This is a genomic window from Bradyrhizobium sp. CCBAU 53415 (assembly GCF_028128735.1).
In the GTDB taxonomy this organism is placed as follows: domain Bacteria; phylum Pseudomonadota; class Alphaproteobacteria; order Rhizobiales; family Xanthobacteraceae; genus Bradyrhizobium.
On the sequence record NZ_LBJF01000027.1, the window covers coordinates 1129444 to 1145099 of the forward strand.

General features: G+C 66.3%; 15 protein-coding genes. 12 read left to right on the forward strand and 3 right to left on the reverse strand.

Features of this window, described 5'->3' with window-relative positions:
* The first annotated feature begins 25 nt into the window (after positions 1–25).
* Positions 26–1354, forward strand: a complete 1329-nt coding sequence (locus XH87_RS33375) for a chloride channel protein (RefSeq protein ID WP_271590481.1) — start codon at positions 26–28, stop codon at positions 1352–1354.
* A gap of 3 nt (positions 1355–1357) precedes the next feature.
* Here XH87_RS33375 and XH87_RS33380 read toward each other — a convergent pair whose 3' ends face one another.
* Positions 1358–2371 carry a zinc-binding alcohol dehydrogenase family protein gene (locus tag XH87_RS33380; RefSeq protein WP_271590482.1) on the reverse strand — a complete coding sequence of 338 codons (1014 nt, stop codon included), beginning with the start codon at positions 2369–2371 and terminating at the stop codon, positions 1358–1360.
* Positions 2372–2505: 134 nt separating this feature from the next.
* Here XH87_RS33380 and XH87_RS33385 point away from each other — a divergent pair, with 134 nt between their 5' ends.
* Positions 2506–2880 (forward strand): winged helix-turn-helix transcriptional regulator, encoded by a 375-nt coding sequence (locus XH87_RS33385; protein ID WP_271590483.1) that lies wholly within the window; start codon positions 2506–2508, stop codon positions 2878–2880.
* A gap of 178 nt (positions 2881–3058) precedes the next feature.
* On the opposite strand, the gene XH87_RS33390 is transcribed toward XH87_RS33385, so the two are convergent.
* Positions 3059–4660 (reverse strand): OprO/OprP family phosphate-selective porin, encoded by a 1602-nt coding sequence (locus XH87_RS33390; protein WP_271590484.1) that lies wholly within the window; start codon positions 4658–4660, stop codon positions 3059–3061.
* A gap of 318 nt (positions 4661–4978) precedes the next feature.
* Here XH87_RS33390 and XH87_RS33395 point away from each other — a divergent pair, with 318 nt between their 5' ends.
* The 9 genes from XH87_RS33395 (at position 4979) to blaOXA (ending at position 13431) form a co-directional block, all read left to right on the forward strand.
* Complete coding sequence (locus XH87_RS33395) at positions 4979–6385, forward strand: DegQ family serine endoprotease (RefSeq protein ID WP_271590485.1); 1407 nt, start codon at positions 4979–4981, stop codon at positions 6383–6385.
* On the forward strand, positions 6382–7716 hold the full coding sequence (locus XH87_RS33400; protein WP_271590486.1) for a replication-associated recombination protein A: 1335 nt from the start codon (positions 6382–6384) through the stop codon (positions 7714–7716). The genes XH87_RS33395 and XH87_RS33400 overlap by 4 nt, the downstream gene beginning before the upstream one ends.
* 76 nt (positions 7717–7792) lie before the next feature.
* Positions 7793–8110: a HigA family addiction module antitoxin gene (locus XH87_RS33405; protein ID WP_035709610.1), complete on the forward strand. Its 318-nt coding sequence runs from the start codon at positions 7793–7795 to the stop codon at positions 8108–8110.
* Entirely contained in the window at positions 8107–9333 is a 1227-nt protein-coding gene (locus XH87_RS33410) for an RluA family pseudouridine synthase (protein ID WP_271590487.1), read from the forward strand. Before XH87_RS33405 ends, XH87_RS33410 begins: the two co-directional genes overlap by 4 nt.
* 40 nt (positions 9334–9373) lie before the next feature.
* Positions 9374–9682 (forward strand): hypothetical protein, encoded by a 309-nt coding sequence (locus XH87_RS33415; RefSeq protein WP_271590488.1) that lies wholly within the window; start codon positions 9374–9376, stop codon positions 9680–9682.
* A gap of 136 nt (positions 9683–9818) precedes the next feature.
* Complete coding sequence (locus tag XH87_RS33420; protein WP_271590489.1) at positions 9819–10613, forward strand: ATP12 family chaperone protein; 795 nt, start codon at positions 9819–9821, stop codon at positions 10611–10613.
* A gap of 54 nt (positions 10614–10667) precedes the next feature.
* Complete coding sequence (fliK, locus tag XH87_RS33425) at positions 10668–12278, forward strand: flagellar hook-length control protein FliK (protein ID WP_271590490.1); 1611 nt, start codon at positions 10668–10670, stop codon at positions 12276–12278.
* Positions 12275–12538 carry an EscU/YscU/HrcU family type III secretion system export apparatus switch protein gene (locus tag XH87_RS33430; RefSeq protein ID WP_035709619.1) on the forward strand — a complete coding sequence of 88 codons (264 nt, stop codon included), beginning with the start codon at positions 12275–12277 and terminating at the stop codon, positions 12536–12538. The genes fliK and XH87_RS33430 overlap by 4 nt, the downstream gene beginning before the upstream one ends.
* A gap of 74 nt (positions 12539–12612) precedes the next feature.
* Positions 12613–13431: a class D beta-lactamase gene (blaOXA, locus tag XH87_RS33435; protein WP_271590491.1), complete on the forward strand. Its 819-nt coding sequence runs from the start codon at positions 12613–12615 to the stop codon at positions 13429–13431.
* Between the two features lie 99 nt (positions 13432–13530).
* Here the strand turns inward: blaOXA and XH87_RS33440 are convergent, their stop codons facing one another.
* The gene (locus tag XH87_RS33440) at positions 13531–13935 is read right to left on the reverse strand and encodes a DUF4260 domain-containing protein (protein WP_271590492.1); all 405 of its coding nucleotides are present in this window, start codon (positions 13933–13935) and stop codon (positions 13531–13533) included.
* 139 nt (positions 13936–14074) lie between these two features.
* On the opposite strand from XH87_RS33440, the gene XH87_RS33445 reads away from it, so the two are divergent.
* Positions 14075–15607: an acyl-CoA carboxylase subunit beta gene (locus tag XH87_RS33445; RefSeq protein ID WP_271521724.1), complete on the forward strand. Its 1533-nt coding sequence runs from the start codon at positions 14075–14077 to the stop codon at positions 15605–15607.
* Positions 15608–15656 lie beyond the last annotated feature (49 nt).

Genomic DNA, 15656 nt, shown 5'->3' on the forward strand with positions numbered 1-15656 from the left:
GCGCTGTCGGCTAGGATGGGCATTCATGCTCTGGCCCCTGTCGACCCGCCACAAACGCCTCTTCAGATTGACGTCCGCGCGATGGCAGCGGCAGGCGATCTTCCTGCTCGGTGGTATCGGGGTCGGCGCCACGGCGGTGGCACTGGCGCAGCTAGCCGATCTGGCGCAGCATGCTTTCGCGCTGCTGCTGGCGAAGTCGCGCTACGCCGTGCTGGCGGTGACCCCGCTCGGCTTCATGCTGTCGGCCTATCTGACCATCCGGCTGTTTCCCAACGCGCAGGGCAGCGGGATTCCACAAGCCATTGCCGCGCGCCATCTGACCGATCAGGGCGCGCGCGAGAGTCTGGTTTCGATCCGGATCGCGGCCGGAAAGGTGATCCTCACTCTGTTCGGTCTGTTGTGTGGCGGCTCCGTTGGCCGGGAAGGGCCCACGGTGCAGGTCGGCGCGTCCATCATGTTCGCGCTCGGCCGCGTTTCGCCGCGCCGCCAGCCGGGCTTGATCCTGGCCGGCGCCGCCGCAGGCGTTGCCGCGGCGTTCAACACGCCGCTCGCCGGCATCGTCTTCGGCATCGAGGAGATGAGCCGCGCTTTCGAGACCCGCACGTCCAGCCTCATCATTGCGGCCGTGATCGCGGCCGGCCTGACCTCGCTGGCGCTGGCGGGCAACTACGCCTATTTCGGCAGCAGCGCGACGTCGCTGGCGCGTGGCACGGACTGGCTGGCCGTTCCGCTCTGTGGCGTGGTCGGCGGCCTCGCGGGGGGCCTGTTCAGCCGCATCGTCATCGCGATGGCGCGCGGGTTCAAGAATCCGCTCGGACGCGCGATCAAAGGCCATCCGCTCTGGTTCGCATTCGCGTGCGGCATCGCTGTCGCGATCTGCGGTCTGGTGTCCGGCGATACGATCTACGGCACCGGTTATGAGCAGGTGAAGACGGCGCTGGAGCACGGCTCGCCGCTGCCGCAGGATTTCGGCGTGCTCAAGCTCCTGGCGACGACCTTTGCTGCAATCAGCGGCATACCGGGCGGCATTTTCTCGCCGTCGCTGGCTGTCGGTGCCGGCATCGGCAGCAACGTCGCCTCGTTCTTCCAAGATGCACCGCTCGGCGCGATCATGCTGCTCGGCATGGTCTCGTACTTCGCCGGCGTGGTGCAGGCGCCGATCACGGCGTTCGTGATCGTGACCGAAATGACGGACAATCACGGCATGGTCGTGCCGTTGATGGCGGCCGCGTTGATCGCGCATGTCACCTCGCGAATGATCTGCGAGGAGGGCATCTATCATGCACTGGCAAAGGGCTTCGTCGAACGGGCGACGCAATCGCCGGAAGCGAAGGCGCCGCACGCTTCGAGCTGAAGCCTACCACCCCTCCAGCACGATCTTGCCGCGCGACTTGCCGCTCTCGAGCAGCGCATGGGCGCGCTTGAGGTTGGTTGCGTTGATCGTGCCGAAGGTCTGGTCCAGCGTGGTGCGCAACACGCCCTTGTCGATGAGGTCGGCGACGTCGTTGAGCAGGTGATGCTGCGCGATCATGTCCGGCGTCTGGAACGAGGAGCGCGTGAACATCGATTCCCAGTGCACCGAGATCGCCTTGCCCTTGAACGTGCTCATGGCGAATTCCGGCGGATCGTCGATCAGGCCGAACTTGCCCTGCGGGGCCATGAGCTCGGCGATCGCCTTGTAGTGCTGGTCGGTGAAAGTGAGGCTCGCCACCAGCGCGACCGGCGGCAGCTTGAGCTTCTCGATCTGCTCCTTCATCGGCTTGCCGTGGTCGATCACCGCATGCGCGCCGAGATCGAGGCACCATTTCTGCGATTCCGGCCGCGTCGCGGTTGCGAGCACCGTGAGCCCGGTGAGGCGACGGGCGAGCTGGATCAGGATCGAGCCGACGCCGCCGGCGCCGCCCGTGATCAGCAGCGTGCGAGGATCGACGCTCTTGCCGGGTACGGCGCCGAGCCGGTCGAACAGCAACTCCCAGGCGGTGATGGAGGTGAGGGGAAGGGCGGCTCCTTGCGCGAACGACAGGCTCTTCGGCTTGTTGCCGACGATGCGTTCGTCGACCAGGTGGAACTCGGCGTTGGTGCCCTGGCGCAGGATCGAGCCGGCGTAGAACACCTCGTCGCCCGGCTTGAACAGCGTGACCTCAGGTCCGACCGCATCGACCACGCCGGCCGCGTCGTAGCCCAGGATCTTGGTCTCGCCCTCGGGCGGGACGGCGCGCTTGCGCACCTTGTAATCGACGGGATTGGCCGAGATCGCCTTCACGGCGACGCGGATGTCGCGCCCCTTGGGTTCGGGTTTGGCGGTCTCGAAGTCGATCAGTGAATCCGCATCCTCGATCGGAAGCGATCTTTTGTAGCCGACGGCCTTCATGGCTTGTCTCCATCAGATGGCGCCCCGGCTTGGCAGGGGCGCCCGACCCGCTAACTGTCGCCCTGGCTCCGATTTGGCAAGTACTGTAAATTCGGGGATATAGTCCCTGTTTGGATACTATTGGGAAGCCACGCATGAAACGGCGCAATTTTGCCCGTCGGCCCGGCTGCTCGGTCGAGGCGACGCTGGATCTGATCGACGGCAAGTGGAAGGGGGTGATCCTCTATCACCTGCAGAGCGGCACCCAGCGCTTCGGCGAATTACGCCGCCGGATGCCCGGCATCACCCAGCGCATGCTGACGAAGCAGCTTCGCGCGCTGGAGGAGGACAAGCTCGTCATCCGGAAGGTCTATGCCGAAGTGCCGCCGCGGGTGGAATATTGTCTCTCCGAGCTCGGCGAGAGCCTCAAGCCGGTCATCGACATCCTGAAGGCCTGGGGCGAGCGTCACCAGGAGCGGCTGTCCTGCGCGCCGCCGCCGGTGGTCGTGAAGAAGAAGCGTGCGGCGTGAAATTTTGAGTCAGCTCGCCGAGCTCTGGGTGTCGTCCCTGCGAACGCAGCGATCCATAACCCCAGGAGACGTTGTGGCGCCAGCTGGCAACTTCGAGCCTTCGCCCAATCTCATCCTGTGGCTATAGGTCCCGGGTTCGTGCTTGCGCACGCCCCGGGACGACGAGTGTAGCCTGGCCTCAGAACGCAAACTGCGTGCGCATTGCGACGGCATCGAACTTCGAGCCGACGTCTGCGGTCGAGACCGGCGAAGCCTGTCGCGACACCGTGCCGTGCAGGTAATCGAGCATGAAGCGGACGTTGCCGTTGACATACCAGTTGAGCGCGAGCGTATAGACCGTCTGCCGCCCGCCGGCGATGCCGCTCGCCGTTGCAAGCTGATCGTTCAGGTCGACCGTCGAGAAGCGCCCGGCGATTTCCCACGCACCCCAGCCGCCGCCGTCGAGCGAGAACGGATGCGCCGGCTTGACGCCGCTATAGGCCGCGCTCGCCGCGTTGTAGGTGCGCCCCTCACCAGTCAGCACGTAGCCGGCCTGCGCATAGCCGCCCTGGAACTTCAGGCTCGGTGCGCCGACCAGCGGCACGCCGGTGTTGGCGGTGCGGTCGACGTTGTACCAGAAATACTCGCCCTGGACGATGAGCGGCCCGTAGGTCGCTGCCGCCTCGACGCTGTAGACCTGTGCCCCCGAAACATTGGCCATGGCGCCGGTCGAAATCAGGGTCGTCGGGTCGAGACGCAATTCCGGACGATCGCTGAGCGCGAGCGTCTGCGTGTTGGCGATCAGATTGCGCGGCGGCTGGATCAGCCATTGCGCGTCGGCGCCGATATGTACCGAGTAGTCTCTGCCGCTGATGGGATTGCCGGCGACGCGCGCCACCGCGCCGTACTGCTCGCTCGTGCCCGGCGGCGAAGCGCTCGAGGCGGAATGGATCGCGCCGGTCGACGGTCCCGTGACATAGCCGCCGATCCAGAGCTGGTCGTTGAACCAGCGCGCACCGGCTGCGGAACGGAAGTCGCCGGCGGCGATGTTGGTCGCGATCACACCGGGTGAGGCGCGCTCCATGAACAGGATATCGTTGGAGCTCGTGGCCTCGTCCATGGTGTAGGGCAGATCCATGATGCCGGCCTCGATCGCCATCTTGCCGCCGAACGGCTTCAGGCCGGTGTAGCTGAGATAGGCGTTCTCGACGCCGGCGACGCCGCCGCCCGGCAGCGATCCTGGCGCGGCGCCGCCAAATCCGTCGGAGGAGCCGCCGAAATCGTAGACCAGCGCGAAGTTCCAGTCGTTGAAGAACTTGCCGGCGACGCCGATGCGCGCGCGGCGGACGTTCTGACCGCTGTTGAGCCTCTGCGGCACGGTCGCTGCGGTGTTGGGACGATAATCGTAGCCGCCGACATCCCAATGCAGGCGGCTGGTGATGGCGACGCAATTGGCCTGGTCGGCGGTGCAGATCGTCGGCCGGTTGTTCGGCATCGTCACGACGACGCCGGATGCCGGCGCGGGTCCCTTGACGGGGATCGCCGCGTTCGCGTTGGCGACCACCGCCTTCGCCTCCGAGCGCGCCTCCGCCTTGGCTTCGGCTTTCGCCTTCGCGGTAGCCGCGGCGTTCGCCGCCGTCTGGCTCTGAAGCTTGTCGAGCTTTCGCTCGAGCATCTTCAACTGCTGCTTCAACAGCGCGATCTCCTGCTCGCTGTTGGTTGCCGATTGGGCCTGGGCCTGCGAAGCCGCCAGTGCGCCGGCGAGACCAATCGCGGTCGCTGCAATCCTTGTCCTGCTCACATCATCACTCCATCGGTTGGACCAACTTCCCCAAGTCGTCAGCGCAGAGCCTAAGAACGGTCGATGACTGCCGCGCGACGGCGCGCCGCCGGTTGCGCTGGTTCCCGCTGATGCAAATTCGCCGCAACCGAATCCGCTGGGAGCGAGCATGCAAGATGACGCGTGTCATGCCAATCCGCGACGACAGGCAAGCGGTCGCTTTCGCACGCCGGGCTTGCATTCGGGAGACACCGGAATGAGGCCGAATATTGCCGCCCTGCGCCCTTCTATTGAGGGGCGAACGCGCCTATATTCCGGCGTCTTTTCCAAGAGGTAGGAATGTTTCGATCGACCTGGACCGCCGTCGTCACGGCCTTGTGCATAGCCTTTCCGGCCCATTTCAATCCGGCCTCGGCGCAGGACCGTCGCCTCCCGTCGTCGCCTGTCGAGCTGCGGCTGTCCTATGCGCCGATCGTGCAGCGGGTGCAGCCGGCGGTCGTCAACGTCTATGCCGCCAAGGTGGTGCAGAACCGCAATCCGCTGCTGGACGACCCGATCTTCCGCCGCTTCTTCGGCGTGCCGGGTCAGCAGCCCGAGCAGATGCAGCGCTCGCTCGGTTCCGGCGTCATCGTCGATGCCTCCGGGCTCGTCGTCACCAACGTCCACGTCATCGAAGGTGCGGACCAGGTCAAGGTATCGCTGTCGGACAAGCGCGAGTTCGAGGCCGAGATCCTGCTGAAGGATTCGCGTACCGATCTCGCCGTGCTGCGCCTCAAGGATACGAAGGAGAAATTCCCGACCCTCGACCTCACCAATTCGGATGAGCTGCTGGTCGGCGACGTCGTGCTCGCAATCGGCAATCCCTTCGGCGTCGGCCAGACCGTGACCCACGGCATCATCTCGGCGCTGGCGCGCACGCAAGTCGGCATCACCGATTATCAGTTCTTCATCCAGACCGATGCGCCGATCAATCCCGGCAATTCCGGCGGCGCGCTGGTCGACATGAGCGGCAAGCTCGCCGGCATCAACACCGCGATCTATTCGCGCTCCGGCGGCTCGCAAGGCATCGGCTTCGCGATTCCATCCAACATGGTGCGCGTCGTCGTCGCCTCCGCCAAGAGCGGCGGCAAGGCGGTGAAGCGGCCGTGGCTGGGAGCAAAGTTGCAGGCGGTGACGCCCGAGATCGCGGAGAGCCTCGGCCTGCGCTCGCCGACCGGTGCGTTGGTGGCGAGCGTGGTGCCCAATGGCCCCGCAGCGAAGGCGGGCCTGAAATCCTCCGACCTCATCACCGGGATCGACGGCCAGACCGTGGATGATCCCAACGCCTTCGACTACCGCTTCGCGACCCGTCCCCTCGGCGGCACCGCGCAGATCGACGTGCAGCGCGGCACCAGGCCGCTCAAGCTGACAGTGGCGCTGGAAACTGCGCCCGACATCGGCCGCAACGAACTCGTCGTTACCGCGCGCTCGCCGTTCCAGGGCGCGAAGGTCTCGACCATCACGCCGGCGGTCGCTGACGAACTGCATCTGGACGCCGACACCGAAGGCGTCGTCATCACCGATGTGGGCGGTGATACCGCGGCCGCGAGCGTCGGCTTCCAGAAGGGCGACATCATCCTCGCCGTCAACAACCTGAAGATCGGCAAGACCAGCGACCTCGAGAAGGCCGCGGGCGAACGGCCGCGGATCTGGCGCATTACGCTGGTGCGCGGCGGCCAGCAGATCAACGTCACGCTGGGCGGATGAGTCCGAAGCGACCACAACAGACGCCGACTCTCTTTGCCGCGGCGGGGCTCGACCATGAGGCTCCGCATCCGCTGCCGGACCGGCTGCGCCCGCGCGCGCTCTCGGAGGTCGTCGGCCAGGACCACATCCTCGGCCCCGACGGTGCATTGACGCGCATGCTGGAGACGCGCACGCTCGGATCGCTGGTGTTCTGGGGCCCGCCCGGCACCGGCAAGACCACGGTGGCTCGGCTGCTGGCGGACGCAACGGATTTGCATTTCGAGCAGATTTCGGCCGTGTTCTCCGGCGTCGCCGATCTGAAGAAGGCCTTTGATGCCGCGCGCGCCCGCCGCGAGATGGGCAAGGGCACGCTGCTGTTCGTCGACGAGGTGCATCGCTTCAACCGCGCCCAGCAGGATTCCTTCCTGCCCGTCATGGAAGACGGCACCGTCGTCATGGTCGGCGCCACCACCGAAAATCCATCCTTCGAGCTCAACGCGGCGCTTCTGTCCCGCGCGCGCGTGCTGGTGTTTCGCTCGCTCGACGCCGCCGCGATCGAAAAGCTGTTCGCGCATGCCGAGGCGGTCGAGGGCAGGAAGCTGCCGCTCGATGCGGAGGCGCGCGCCGTGCTGGTGCGCATGGCCGACGGCGACGGCCGCGCCTCGCTGACGCTCGCCGAGGAGGTCTGGCGTTCGGCGCGCGCGGACGAGATCTTCAATGCGGCGCAATTGCAGGACATCCTGCAACGCCGCGCGCCGATTTACGACAAGTCGGCCGACGGCCATTACAATCTGATCTCGGCGCTGCACAAATCGGTGCGCGGCTCCGATCCCGACGCGGCGCTGTATTATCTCGCGCGGATGTTGGACGCCGGCGAGGACCCGCTGTTCCTGGCCCGCCGCGTCGTGCGCATGGCGGTGGAGGACATCGGGCTTGCCGATCCGCAGGCGCTCGTCATCGCGAATGCGGCCAAGGATGCCTTCGACTTCCTCGGCCATCCCGAAGGCGAGCTCGCGATCGCGCAGGCCGTCGTCTATCTCGCCACTGCGCCGAAATCGAACGCGGTCTACACCGCCTTCGGCACGGCGATGCAAGTCGCCAAGCAGGCCGGCTCGCTGCTGCCGCCGAAGCACATCCTCAATTCCCCGACCAAGCTGATGAAGTCCGAAGGCTACGGCGCGGCTTATGAATACGACCACGACGCCCCCGATGCCTTCTCCGGCCAGGACTACTTCCCGGAAGCCCTGGGCCGCCAGACCTTCTACGACCCGCCCGAACGCGGCTTCGAGCGGGAGATCCGGAAGCGGCTGGATTACTGGGCTAAGCTGCGCAATGAGCGGGGCGGGAAGTAGAGCTGTGGCTCGCCGCAGGGTGTACATTTACGGTTTACGTAACACGTAAATCTTGCTACTCGGCGGGGGAATTCCCATGCCCCAGACACCCACACATCCCGGTGAGCACCTCGCCGAAGAACTACGCGAACTCGGCATTACAGCCGCGGAGCTGTCGCGTCAGATCGATGTGCCGGTCAATCGTATCACTGGCATCATCAACGGACAGCGCGGCATTACTGCTGATACGGCGCTGCGCCTTGGTCACTGGTTCGGCACGAGCCCGCAATTCTGGATGAACCTGCAACAGCAATATGAGCTGCGGCTGGCGGAGAAGGAGGTGGGCGCGCAGGTTGCGTCGCTGCCCCGCCGCGCCAACGCGCAGTCGACACGAAAGCTTGGAAAAACCGCATGAGCCGCCGCATCAAGAGAATGAATCCAAAGCCCCGCTCGCGTGACGAGCGCGAGGACGCTCGTCCGCATCACGCGCGCAGCGCGAAGAAGGCCGGGCCGCGTCCGGGCGGCAAGCCGCCGCGCTTTGCCGGAGAGCGTGCCGAGCGGCGTGCCCCCGAGCGTGCCGAGCGGCGGCCGCCCAAAGTCCCCCAGGACAGGCCCGCGCCGGAGAAGCCCGTCGAAGCATTGCTGCCGACCAAGGTGCAGACCGTCACCGTGACGGCCGACGAGAACAACATGCGCGTCGATCGCTTCCTCGAAGCGCGCTTTCCCGGCCTGTCGTTCTCCCACATCCAGCGCGTCGTCCGCAAAGGCGAACTGCGCGTCGACGGCAAGCGCGTCGACAGCAAGGACCGTCTGGAGGAGGGCCAGAGCGTCCGCATTCCGCCGCTGAAGCTCGACGCGCCGAAGGCTGTGGGGGAGCTGTCGGAGGCGGCACAGAAGACGCTCAAGGCGCTGAAGGAGATGACGATCTTTGAGGACGACGACGTGCTCGTGCTGAACAAGCCGGCCGGCCTTGCCGTGCAGGGCGGCTCGGGCATGACGCGGCACATCGACCAGATGCTGGAGGTGATGCGCGATGCCAAGGGCCAGAAGCCGCGCCTCGTGCACCGCATCGATCGCGAGACGTCCGGCTGTCTCTTGATCGCCAAGACGCGTTTTGCCGCCTCGCATCTGACCGGCGCGTTCCGCTCGCGGTCGGCGCGGAAGGTGTATTGGGCGCTGGTGCCGGGCCTGCCGAAGCCCAAGCAGGGACGCATCTCGACCTTCCTCGCCAAGGAAGAGAGCGAGGACGACACCATCATGCGCATCGCCCAGCATGGCGACGAGGGCGCCAGCCACGCGGTGACCTATTACGCGGTGGTGGAGACCGCCGGCAACAAGCTGACCTGGGTGTCGCTGAAGCCGGTCACCGGGCGCACCCACCAGTTGCGCGCCCACATGGCCCATATCGGCCATCCCATCGTCGGTGACCCCAAATATTTCAACATCGAGAACTGGCAGCTGCCGGGCGGCCTGCAGAACCGGCTGCATCTCCTGGCACGCCGCATCGTCATTCCGCATCCGCGCGGCGGTGTCATCGACGCCACCGCGCCGTTGCCGCCGCACATGCAGCAGTCCTGGAACCTGCTCGGACTGGATGCAACCCGATTTGATCCGATCGAGAACGCGCCTGAAGAATAGTTAAGTTGAACGGGGGTGGTCGGAGCACAACATATCGCTCATGAAACGGTTCTCGCTCTGTCTCATGGTTTTCACCGCACTGCTCTTGGGGCAGGTCTTGGGGCAGGCGGCTCAGGCACAGATTATACTGCCGGGCCCCACACAGGTCGTTCCGCCGCCTTCGCCGCCACCGCCGCCGAAGCTCGAGGTGCCGAAGATGCCGCAGATCGATGCGCGGCCGAGCCACAACTACCGGCCGTTCCCGCGCAATTCGTTCAGCGATCGCGTGTCGAAGTGCCTCGAGGACGCCGCAGGCGCGGGGCTGGGCCCCGCCGACCGCGGCACCTATGCGCTCAGATGCGCGAACTAGGGTCGATTCGGTCTCCTGTCGCTACCGGTTGAAGCCCGGCGAACAGGGCCCATAAGTTCCCTCAGGCCGCTCGCTTTATCGGCTGCCGGTCTTATCTTAAAAGCCTGGCATTCAGCGGCAGGACCGAAAAAGCGACATGCGCGAATTGTTCGACGAAGCTGCGGGGCAGACCCCGCCCGATCCGCGCGAGGCGGCACGCCAGTCGGCGCGCCCGCCGCAGCGCAAGCGCTTCTACAAGGAGGCGGGCGTGAGCGAGGCCGACGGCGGGTATGTCATTGCGCTCGACGGCAAGCCGATCCGTACGCCGTCCGGTCGTCGGGTGGTAGTCCCTTCGCGCGATCTTGCCGATGCGGTGGCCGCGGAATGGGCGGCCCAGGGCGAGACGATCGACCCCGTGACCATGCCGCTGACGCGGATCGCCAACAGCGTGGTGGAGGGTGTCGTCGATCGCGTCGAGCTCGTCAGCGACGATCTCGCCAAATATTTCGAGTCTGATCTGCTGTTCTATCGTGCCGGCCATCCCGAGGGACTGGTCGCCCGCGAGGCCGCGCATTGGGATCCGGTGCTGTTCTGGGCGGCGGAGACGTTGGGAGCGCATTTCATCCTGTCCGAGGGCATCATGCATGTGAAGCAGCCGGACGAGGCGCTTCGCGCGGCGCGCGCCGCGCTGCCGCGGGATGCCTGGTCGGTCGCGGCCCTTCACGTGGTGACGACCCTGAGCGGCTCGGCGCTGCTGGCGCTGGCGCTGGCCCATGGCGCGCGGGACGCCGGCCAGGTCTGGGCCGCCGCTCATGTCGATGAGGATTGGAACGCCGAGCAATGGGGCGTGGACGAGGAGGCAGCTAGCCGCCGGGCCATCCGCCTCAGGGATTTCGAGGCCGCCGTGGCGGTGCTGGCGGCCACAAAGCCGTCCGCAACCACAGGTCCTTAACGAGAGGTTTACGACGCAGCGTTACGGTAGCCGGCGCTCCCAGAGGCCGCTGAGATGCCGACGCCGGTTACCTCCATCGCTCCCGTCAGCGCCGCCAGCCCCTTGGCTGATGCGGCCACGCCCGATCTCGTGCTTCAAGCCGGCAGTGTCGTCGATGCCAGGGTCGTCAGCGTCCTCGCCGACAATCTGGTGCGGATCGCGATCGCAAATCTATCCCTCGACGTGATGTCGGAAGTCGCGCTGTCGCCCGGGCAAAATCTCCAGCTGGCGGTGTCACAGAACGACGGCACTGTCCGCCTTGCCGTCGTCGGCGGAGCAGGGGAGGCGGCCGCCGATATGGTCACGCTGACGCCGCGTGCGGCCTCGCTGGTGGAGAGCCCGCCGCTTGCGCCGTCGGCGGGCGCAGCGCGCAGTACGTTGACGCCTTCGGAGCAGGTCGCGGTCACGGCGGCTTCGGCCGAGGCCGTCACCAGGCAGGGCAGCCAGGCGCCGCTGTTTGCCAATCTGGCCGCCGTCGTCACCGGCAGCGATCTGCCCGCGGGCCTGAAGCAGGCGGTGCTGGACGTGCTTGCGCAGCAGACGCCGCTCAACACCGGGCTTGATGGCGGCGATATCGAAACCGCTTTCCAGAGGTCGGGGCTGTTCCTCGAGGCCTCGCTGGCCGCGGGCGCGACGCCGTCGTCCGGCGCAATGCCCGATCTGAAGGCGGCGCTGCTGGTGCTGCGCCAGGCACTGGCCACGCTCGAAGCTCCCCCGCCGCATACGCAAGGCGCCACCATGCCCGCCAGCGCCGCGGGGACGCCGCAGGCGGCAGCTGCACCGGCTCAGCCGACAGGCGGGGCCGTGCCCTCATCAGAAACCGAGATCGCGCAACCTCAGCAAATGCCGCGCAGCGCCACACAAGCGGCCGCCGTCCTGGCTGATGCTGCCGCCGGCGTTGCGCAGGCCGCGATGCCGCGGACCATGACCGCAGGGCTTGCCGCCAGCCTCTTGCAGGAGATGACGCAAAACCTGCCGCGCATGATCGGCAACGTGCCAGGGTCCAACAAGGCCGTGCCGGACGGCCACATCTTCGAGGCGGCCACCCGTGCGACCACGCCGCCGCCGTTCCGCGGCGCATTGCCGGTGCCCCAGCCGATCGCCTCGCCGTCGCTCGCGCCGGATGCACCGTTGGCCACCGCGGTGCATCGCCTGCTCGGCGACACCGACGCCGCGATCGCGCGGCAGACCTTGCTCCAGGTCGCCTCGCTCCCCGATCGCACCGACGCCGGCGGCCACCGCGTCGATCCGGCCGTGCCGCAGTGGAATTTCGAGATTCCGTTCGCGACTCCGCAGGGCACCGCGATGGCCCAGTTCGAGATCTCGCGCGATGGCGGCAATGACTCCGCCGATCCCGCCAGGCGCGCCTGGCGCGCGCGCTTCTCGCTCGATGTCGAGCCGGCGGGTCCCGTGCATGCGCTGATCACGCTGAACGGCGACAAGACCCTGGTGCGGATGTGGGCAGAGCGGCCGGCGACGGCGCAGCAACTCCGTGCCGGTATTGGCGAGCTCAGCCAGGCATTGACGCGGGCCGAGCTCACGCCCGGCGACATCGTGGTCCGCGACGGCACGCCGCCGCAACCGGCGCCTGCCCGCGCCGGCCACTTCCTGGATCGCGCGACATGAGCGATCCGTCCAGGCTCGCGATCGCGCTCCATTACGAGAAGGGCACCAACGCGCCTGTCGTCGTCGCCAAGGGCAAGGGCACGATCGGCGAAAAGATCGTCGAGATCGCGAAGGCCCACGACATCCCGATCGAGGAGAACGAAGTCCTGGCCGGCGCGCTGTCCAAGGTCGAGCTAGGTGAGGAGATCCCGCCGGATCTCTACAAGGCCGTTGCCGAGGTGCTGGTGTTCGTGCTGCGGCTGTCGGGCCGGGGGCGGTAAAACCAACCTGTCATCGTTTCACCACGTAGCGGCTGCATGGTCGCGCTGGCTTTCATTGCTCACGGATATCGCTGTTGCTCACCCGTCGTTCCACCCTCGGTCTTCTTGCCGCAGCCGCGGTCCTGCCATCCCGCGCGCGCGCCCACGTCGCGCCGCCGCGCAATGAAATCCGTGAGAGCCTTGCGAAACGCTTCACCGACCTCGGCACATCAGGCACCTTCGTCGGCTACAAGGTCGAGGACTATCTGATCGTCGCCAGCGACAAGGAGCGCTCGGGTGAGGGCAAGCTGCCGGCCTCGACCTTCAAGATTCCAAACTCGTTGATTGCGCTCGAGACCGGCGTGGTCGCCGACCCCGACAAGGATGTGTTTGCCTGGGACGGCGTCAAGCGTCCGATCGAGGCCTGGAACAAGGACCACACGCTGCGCAGTGCGATCGCGGTCAGCGCGGTGCCGGTCTATCAGGAGATCGCGCGCCGCATCGGGCAGGAGCGCATGCAGAAATATGTCGACGAGTTCGACTACGGCAATCGCGACATCGGCGGCGGCATCGACCAGTTCTGGCTCACCGGCGCCCTGCGCATCGATCCGGTCGAGCAGATCGATTTCGTCGACCGGCTGCGTCGCCGTGTGCTGCCGATCAGCAAGCGCAGTCAGGATCTCGTCGCCGACATCCTGCCGGTGACCAAGGTCGGCGACAGCGTCATCCGCGCCAAGTCCGGATTGCTGGGTGCCGAGCGCGGCGAGCCGTCGCTCGGCTGGATGGTCGGCTGGGCCGAGAAGGGGGAGGCGCACACCGTGTTCGCGCTCAACATGGATTGCAAGGAGTCGCGCCTGATCGGCGAGCGCATGCCGCTGACGCAAGCTTGCCTTGCCGAGATGGGCGCGATCTAGCGTATGTAGTGATCGCGCCCTATTGCGGACCGCAAGGAAGTCCTCGTTATTGCGAGCGCAGCTCTCGCACCGACGTCATTGCAAGGGCGCGCGCGCCGGTCAGGCCTCCTTCTGCCGGCCGATCCGGCCGAGATGGGTGAAGCCGAACCCGGCGGAATATTTCAGGCCGTAGCCCAGCGCCCGGTCGATGCCGATATGGGCAAGCCAGATCAAGGCAATGGACAAAGTGAGGGGCGAGGCGAGGCCGAAGCCCAGCGTCAGCAGCGCCACCGGCGCCATGTAGCTGTGAGCGGCGTTGTAGACCAGCGCGCCGAACTTGGCGTCGGACAGGTATGCCAGGAAGCTCAGATCGGGCACGAAGAATAGCAAGGCAAACACCAGCCAGGACCCGTCCCAGGCGGCGTAGAGCATCACCATCCCCGCAAACAGGGTCAGGCCCTCCAACCGGAGCAGGATGTTGACACCGCCTGTCGCCGCGCCGGTCCCGGCCGTTCCTTCGGTCATGCTCGTCTCCCAGGCAAAACTTTGTAATTCCTTGCGCTTTCCCGCTGCGGCAGGGCAGCCCTGCGACGCCGAAAGCCGCTTCCCGGCCTGCAAAATGCCGTGTTAGAACCCCGCATCATTTAAGAACTGGCGGGAGCAAATGAAACACATCCTGGACGCCCTTGAAGACCGTCGCGCCGGCGCCAAGCTCGGTGGCGGGGAGAAGCGCATCGAGGCGCAGCATGCCCGCGGCAAGCTGACCGCGCGCGAGCGCATCGAGCTCCTGCTCGACAAGGGATCGTTCGAGGAGTTCGACATGTTCGTCGAGCACCGCTCCACCGAGTTCGGCATGGAGAAAACCAAGGTGCCGGGCGATGGCGTCGTCACCGGATGGGGCACCGTCAACGGGCGCAAGACATTCGTCTTCGCCAAGGATTTCACCGTATTCGGCGGCTCGCTGTCCGAGACCCATGCGCTGAAGATCACAAAGCTCCAGGACATGGCGATGAAGGCGAGGGCGCCCATCATCGGCCTCTATGACGCGGGCGGCGCCCGCATCCAGGAAGGCGTCGCCGCGCTCGCCGGCTATTCCTACGTGTTCCGCCGCAACGTGCTCGCCTCGGGCGTGATCCCGCAGATCTCCGTCATCATGGGGCCCTGCGCCGGCGGCGACGTCTATTCGCCCGCGATGACCGACTTCATCTTCATGGTGAAGAACACCAGCTACATGTTCGTGACCGGCCCCGACGTGGTGAAGACCGTCACCAACGAGGTCGTCACCGCCGAGGAGCTCGGCGGTGCCTCGGTGCACGCCACGCGCTCCTCGATCGCCGACGGCGCCTTCGAGAATGACGTCGAGACGCTGCTGCAGATGCGGCGCCTGATCGACTTCCTGCCGTCCAACAATACCGACGGCGTGCCGGAATGGCCGAGTTTCGACGACATCGGCCGTGTCGACATGTCGCTGGACACGCTGATCCCCGACAATCCCAACAAGCCCTACGACATGAAGGAGCTGATCCTGAAGGTCGTGGACGAGGGCGATTTCTTCGAGATCGCGGAAGCCTTCGCCAAGAACATCGTCACCGGCTTCGGCCGCATCGCTGGCCGCACCGTCGGCTTCGTCGCCAACCAGCCGATGGTGCTGGCGGGTGTGCTCGACAGCGACGCCTCACGCAAGGCCGCGCGCTTCGTCCGCTTCTGCGATGCCTTCAACATTCCGATCGTCACCTTCGTCGACGTGCCGGGCTTCCTGCCGGGCACGAGCCAGGAATATGGCGGCCTCATCAAGCACGGCGCCAAGCTCTTGTTCGCCTACTCGCAGTGCACCGTTCCGCTCGTCACCATCATCACCCGCAAGGCCTATGGCGGCGCCTTCGACGTCATGGCCTCCAAGGAGATCGGCGCCGACATGAACTACGCCTGGCCGACCGCCCAGATCGCGGTGATGGGCGCCAAGGGCGCCGTCGAGATCATCTTCCGCAGCGACATCGGCGACCCCGACAAGATCGCCGCGCGCACCAAGGAATACGAAGACCGCTTCCTGTCGCCGTTCATCGCCGCCGAGCGCGGCTACATCGACGACGTCATCATGCCGCACTCGACGCGGAAGCGGATCGCGCGGGCGCTGGCGATGCTGAAGGACAAGAAGACGGAAATGCCGGCGAAGAAGCACGACAATCTGCCGCTGTGAGGGGGGGAGGTCGGCCCGCTAGAAAAATGGCGTGGTACGGTCGGGCCGA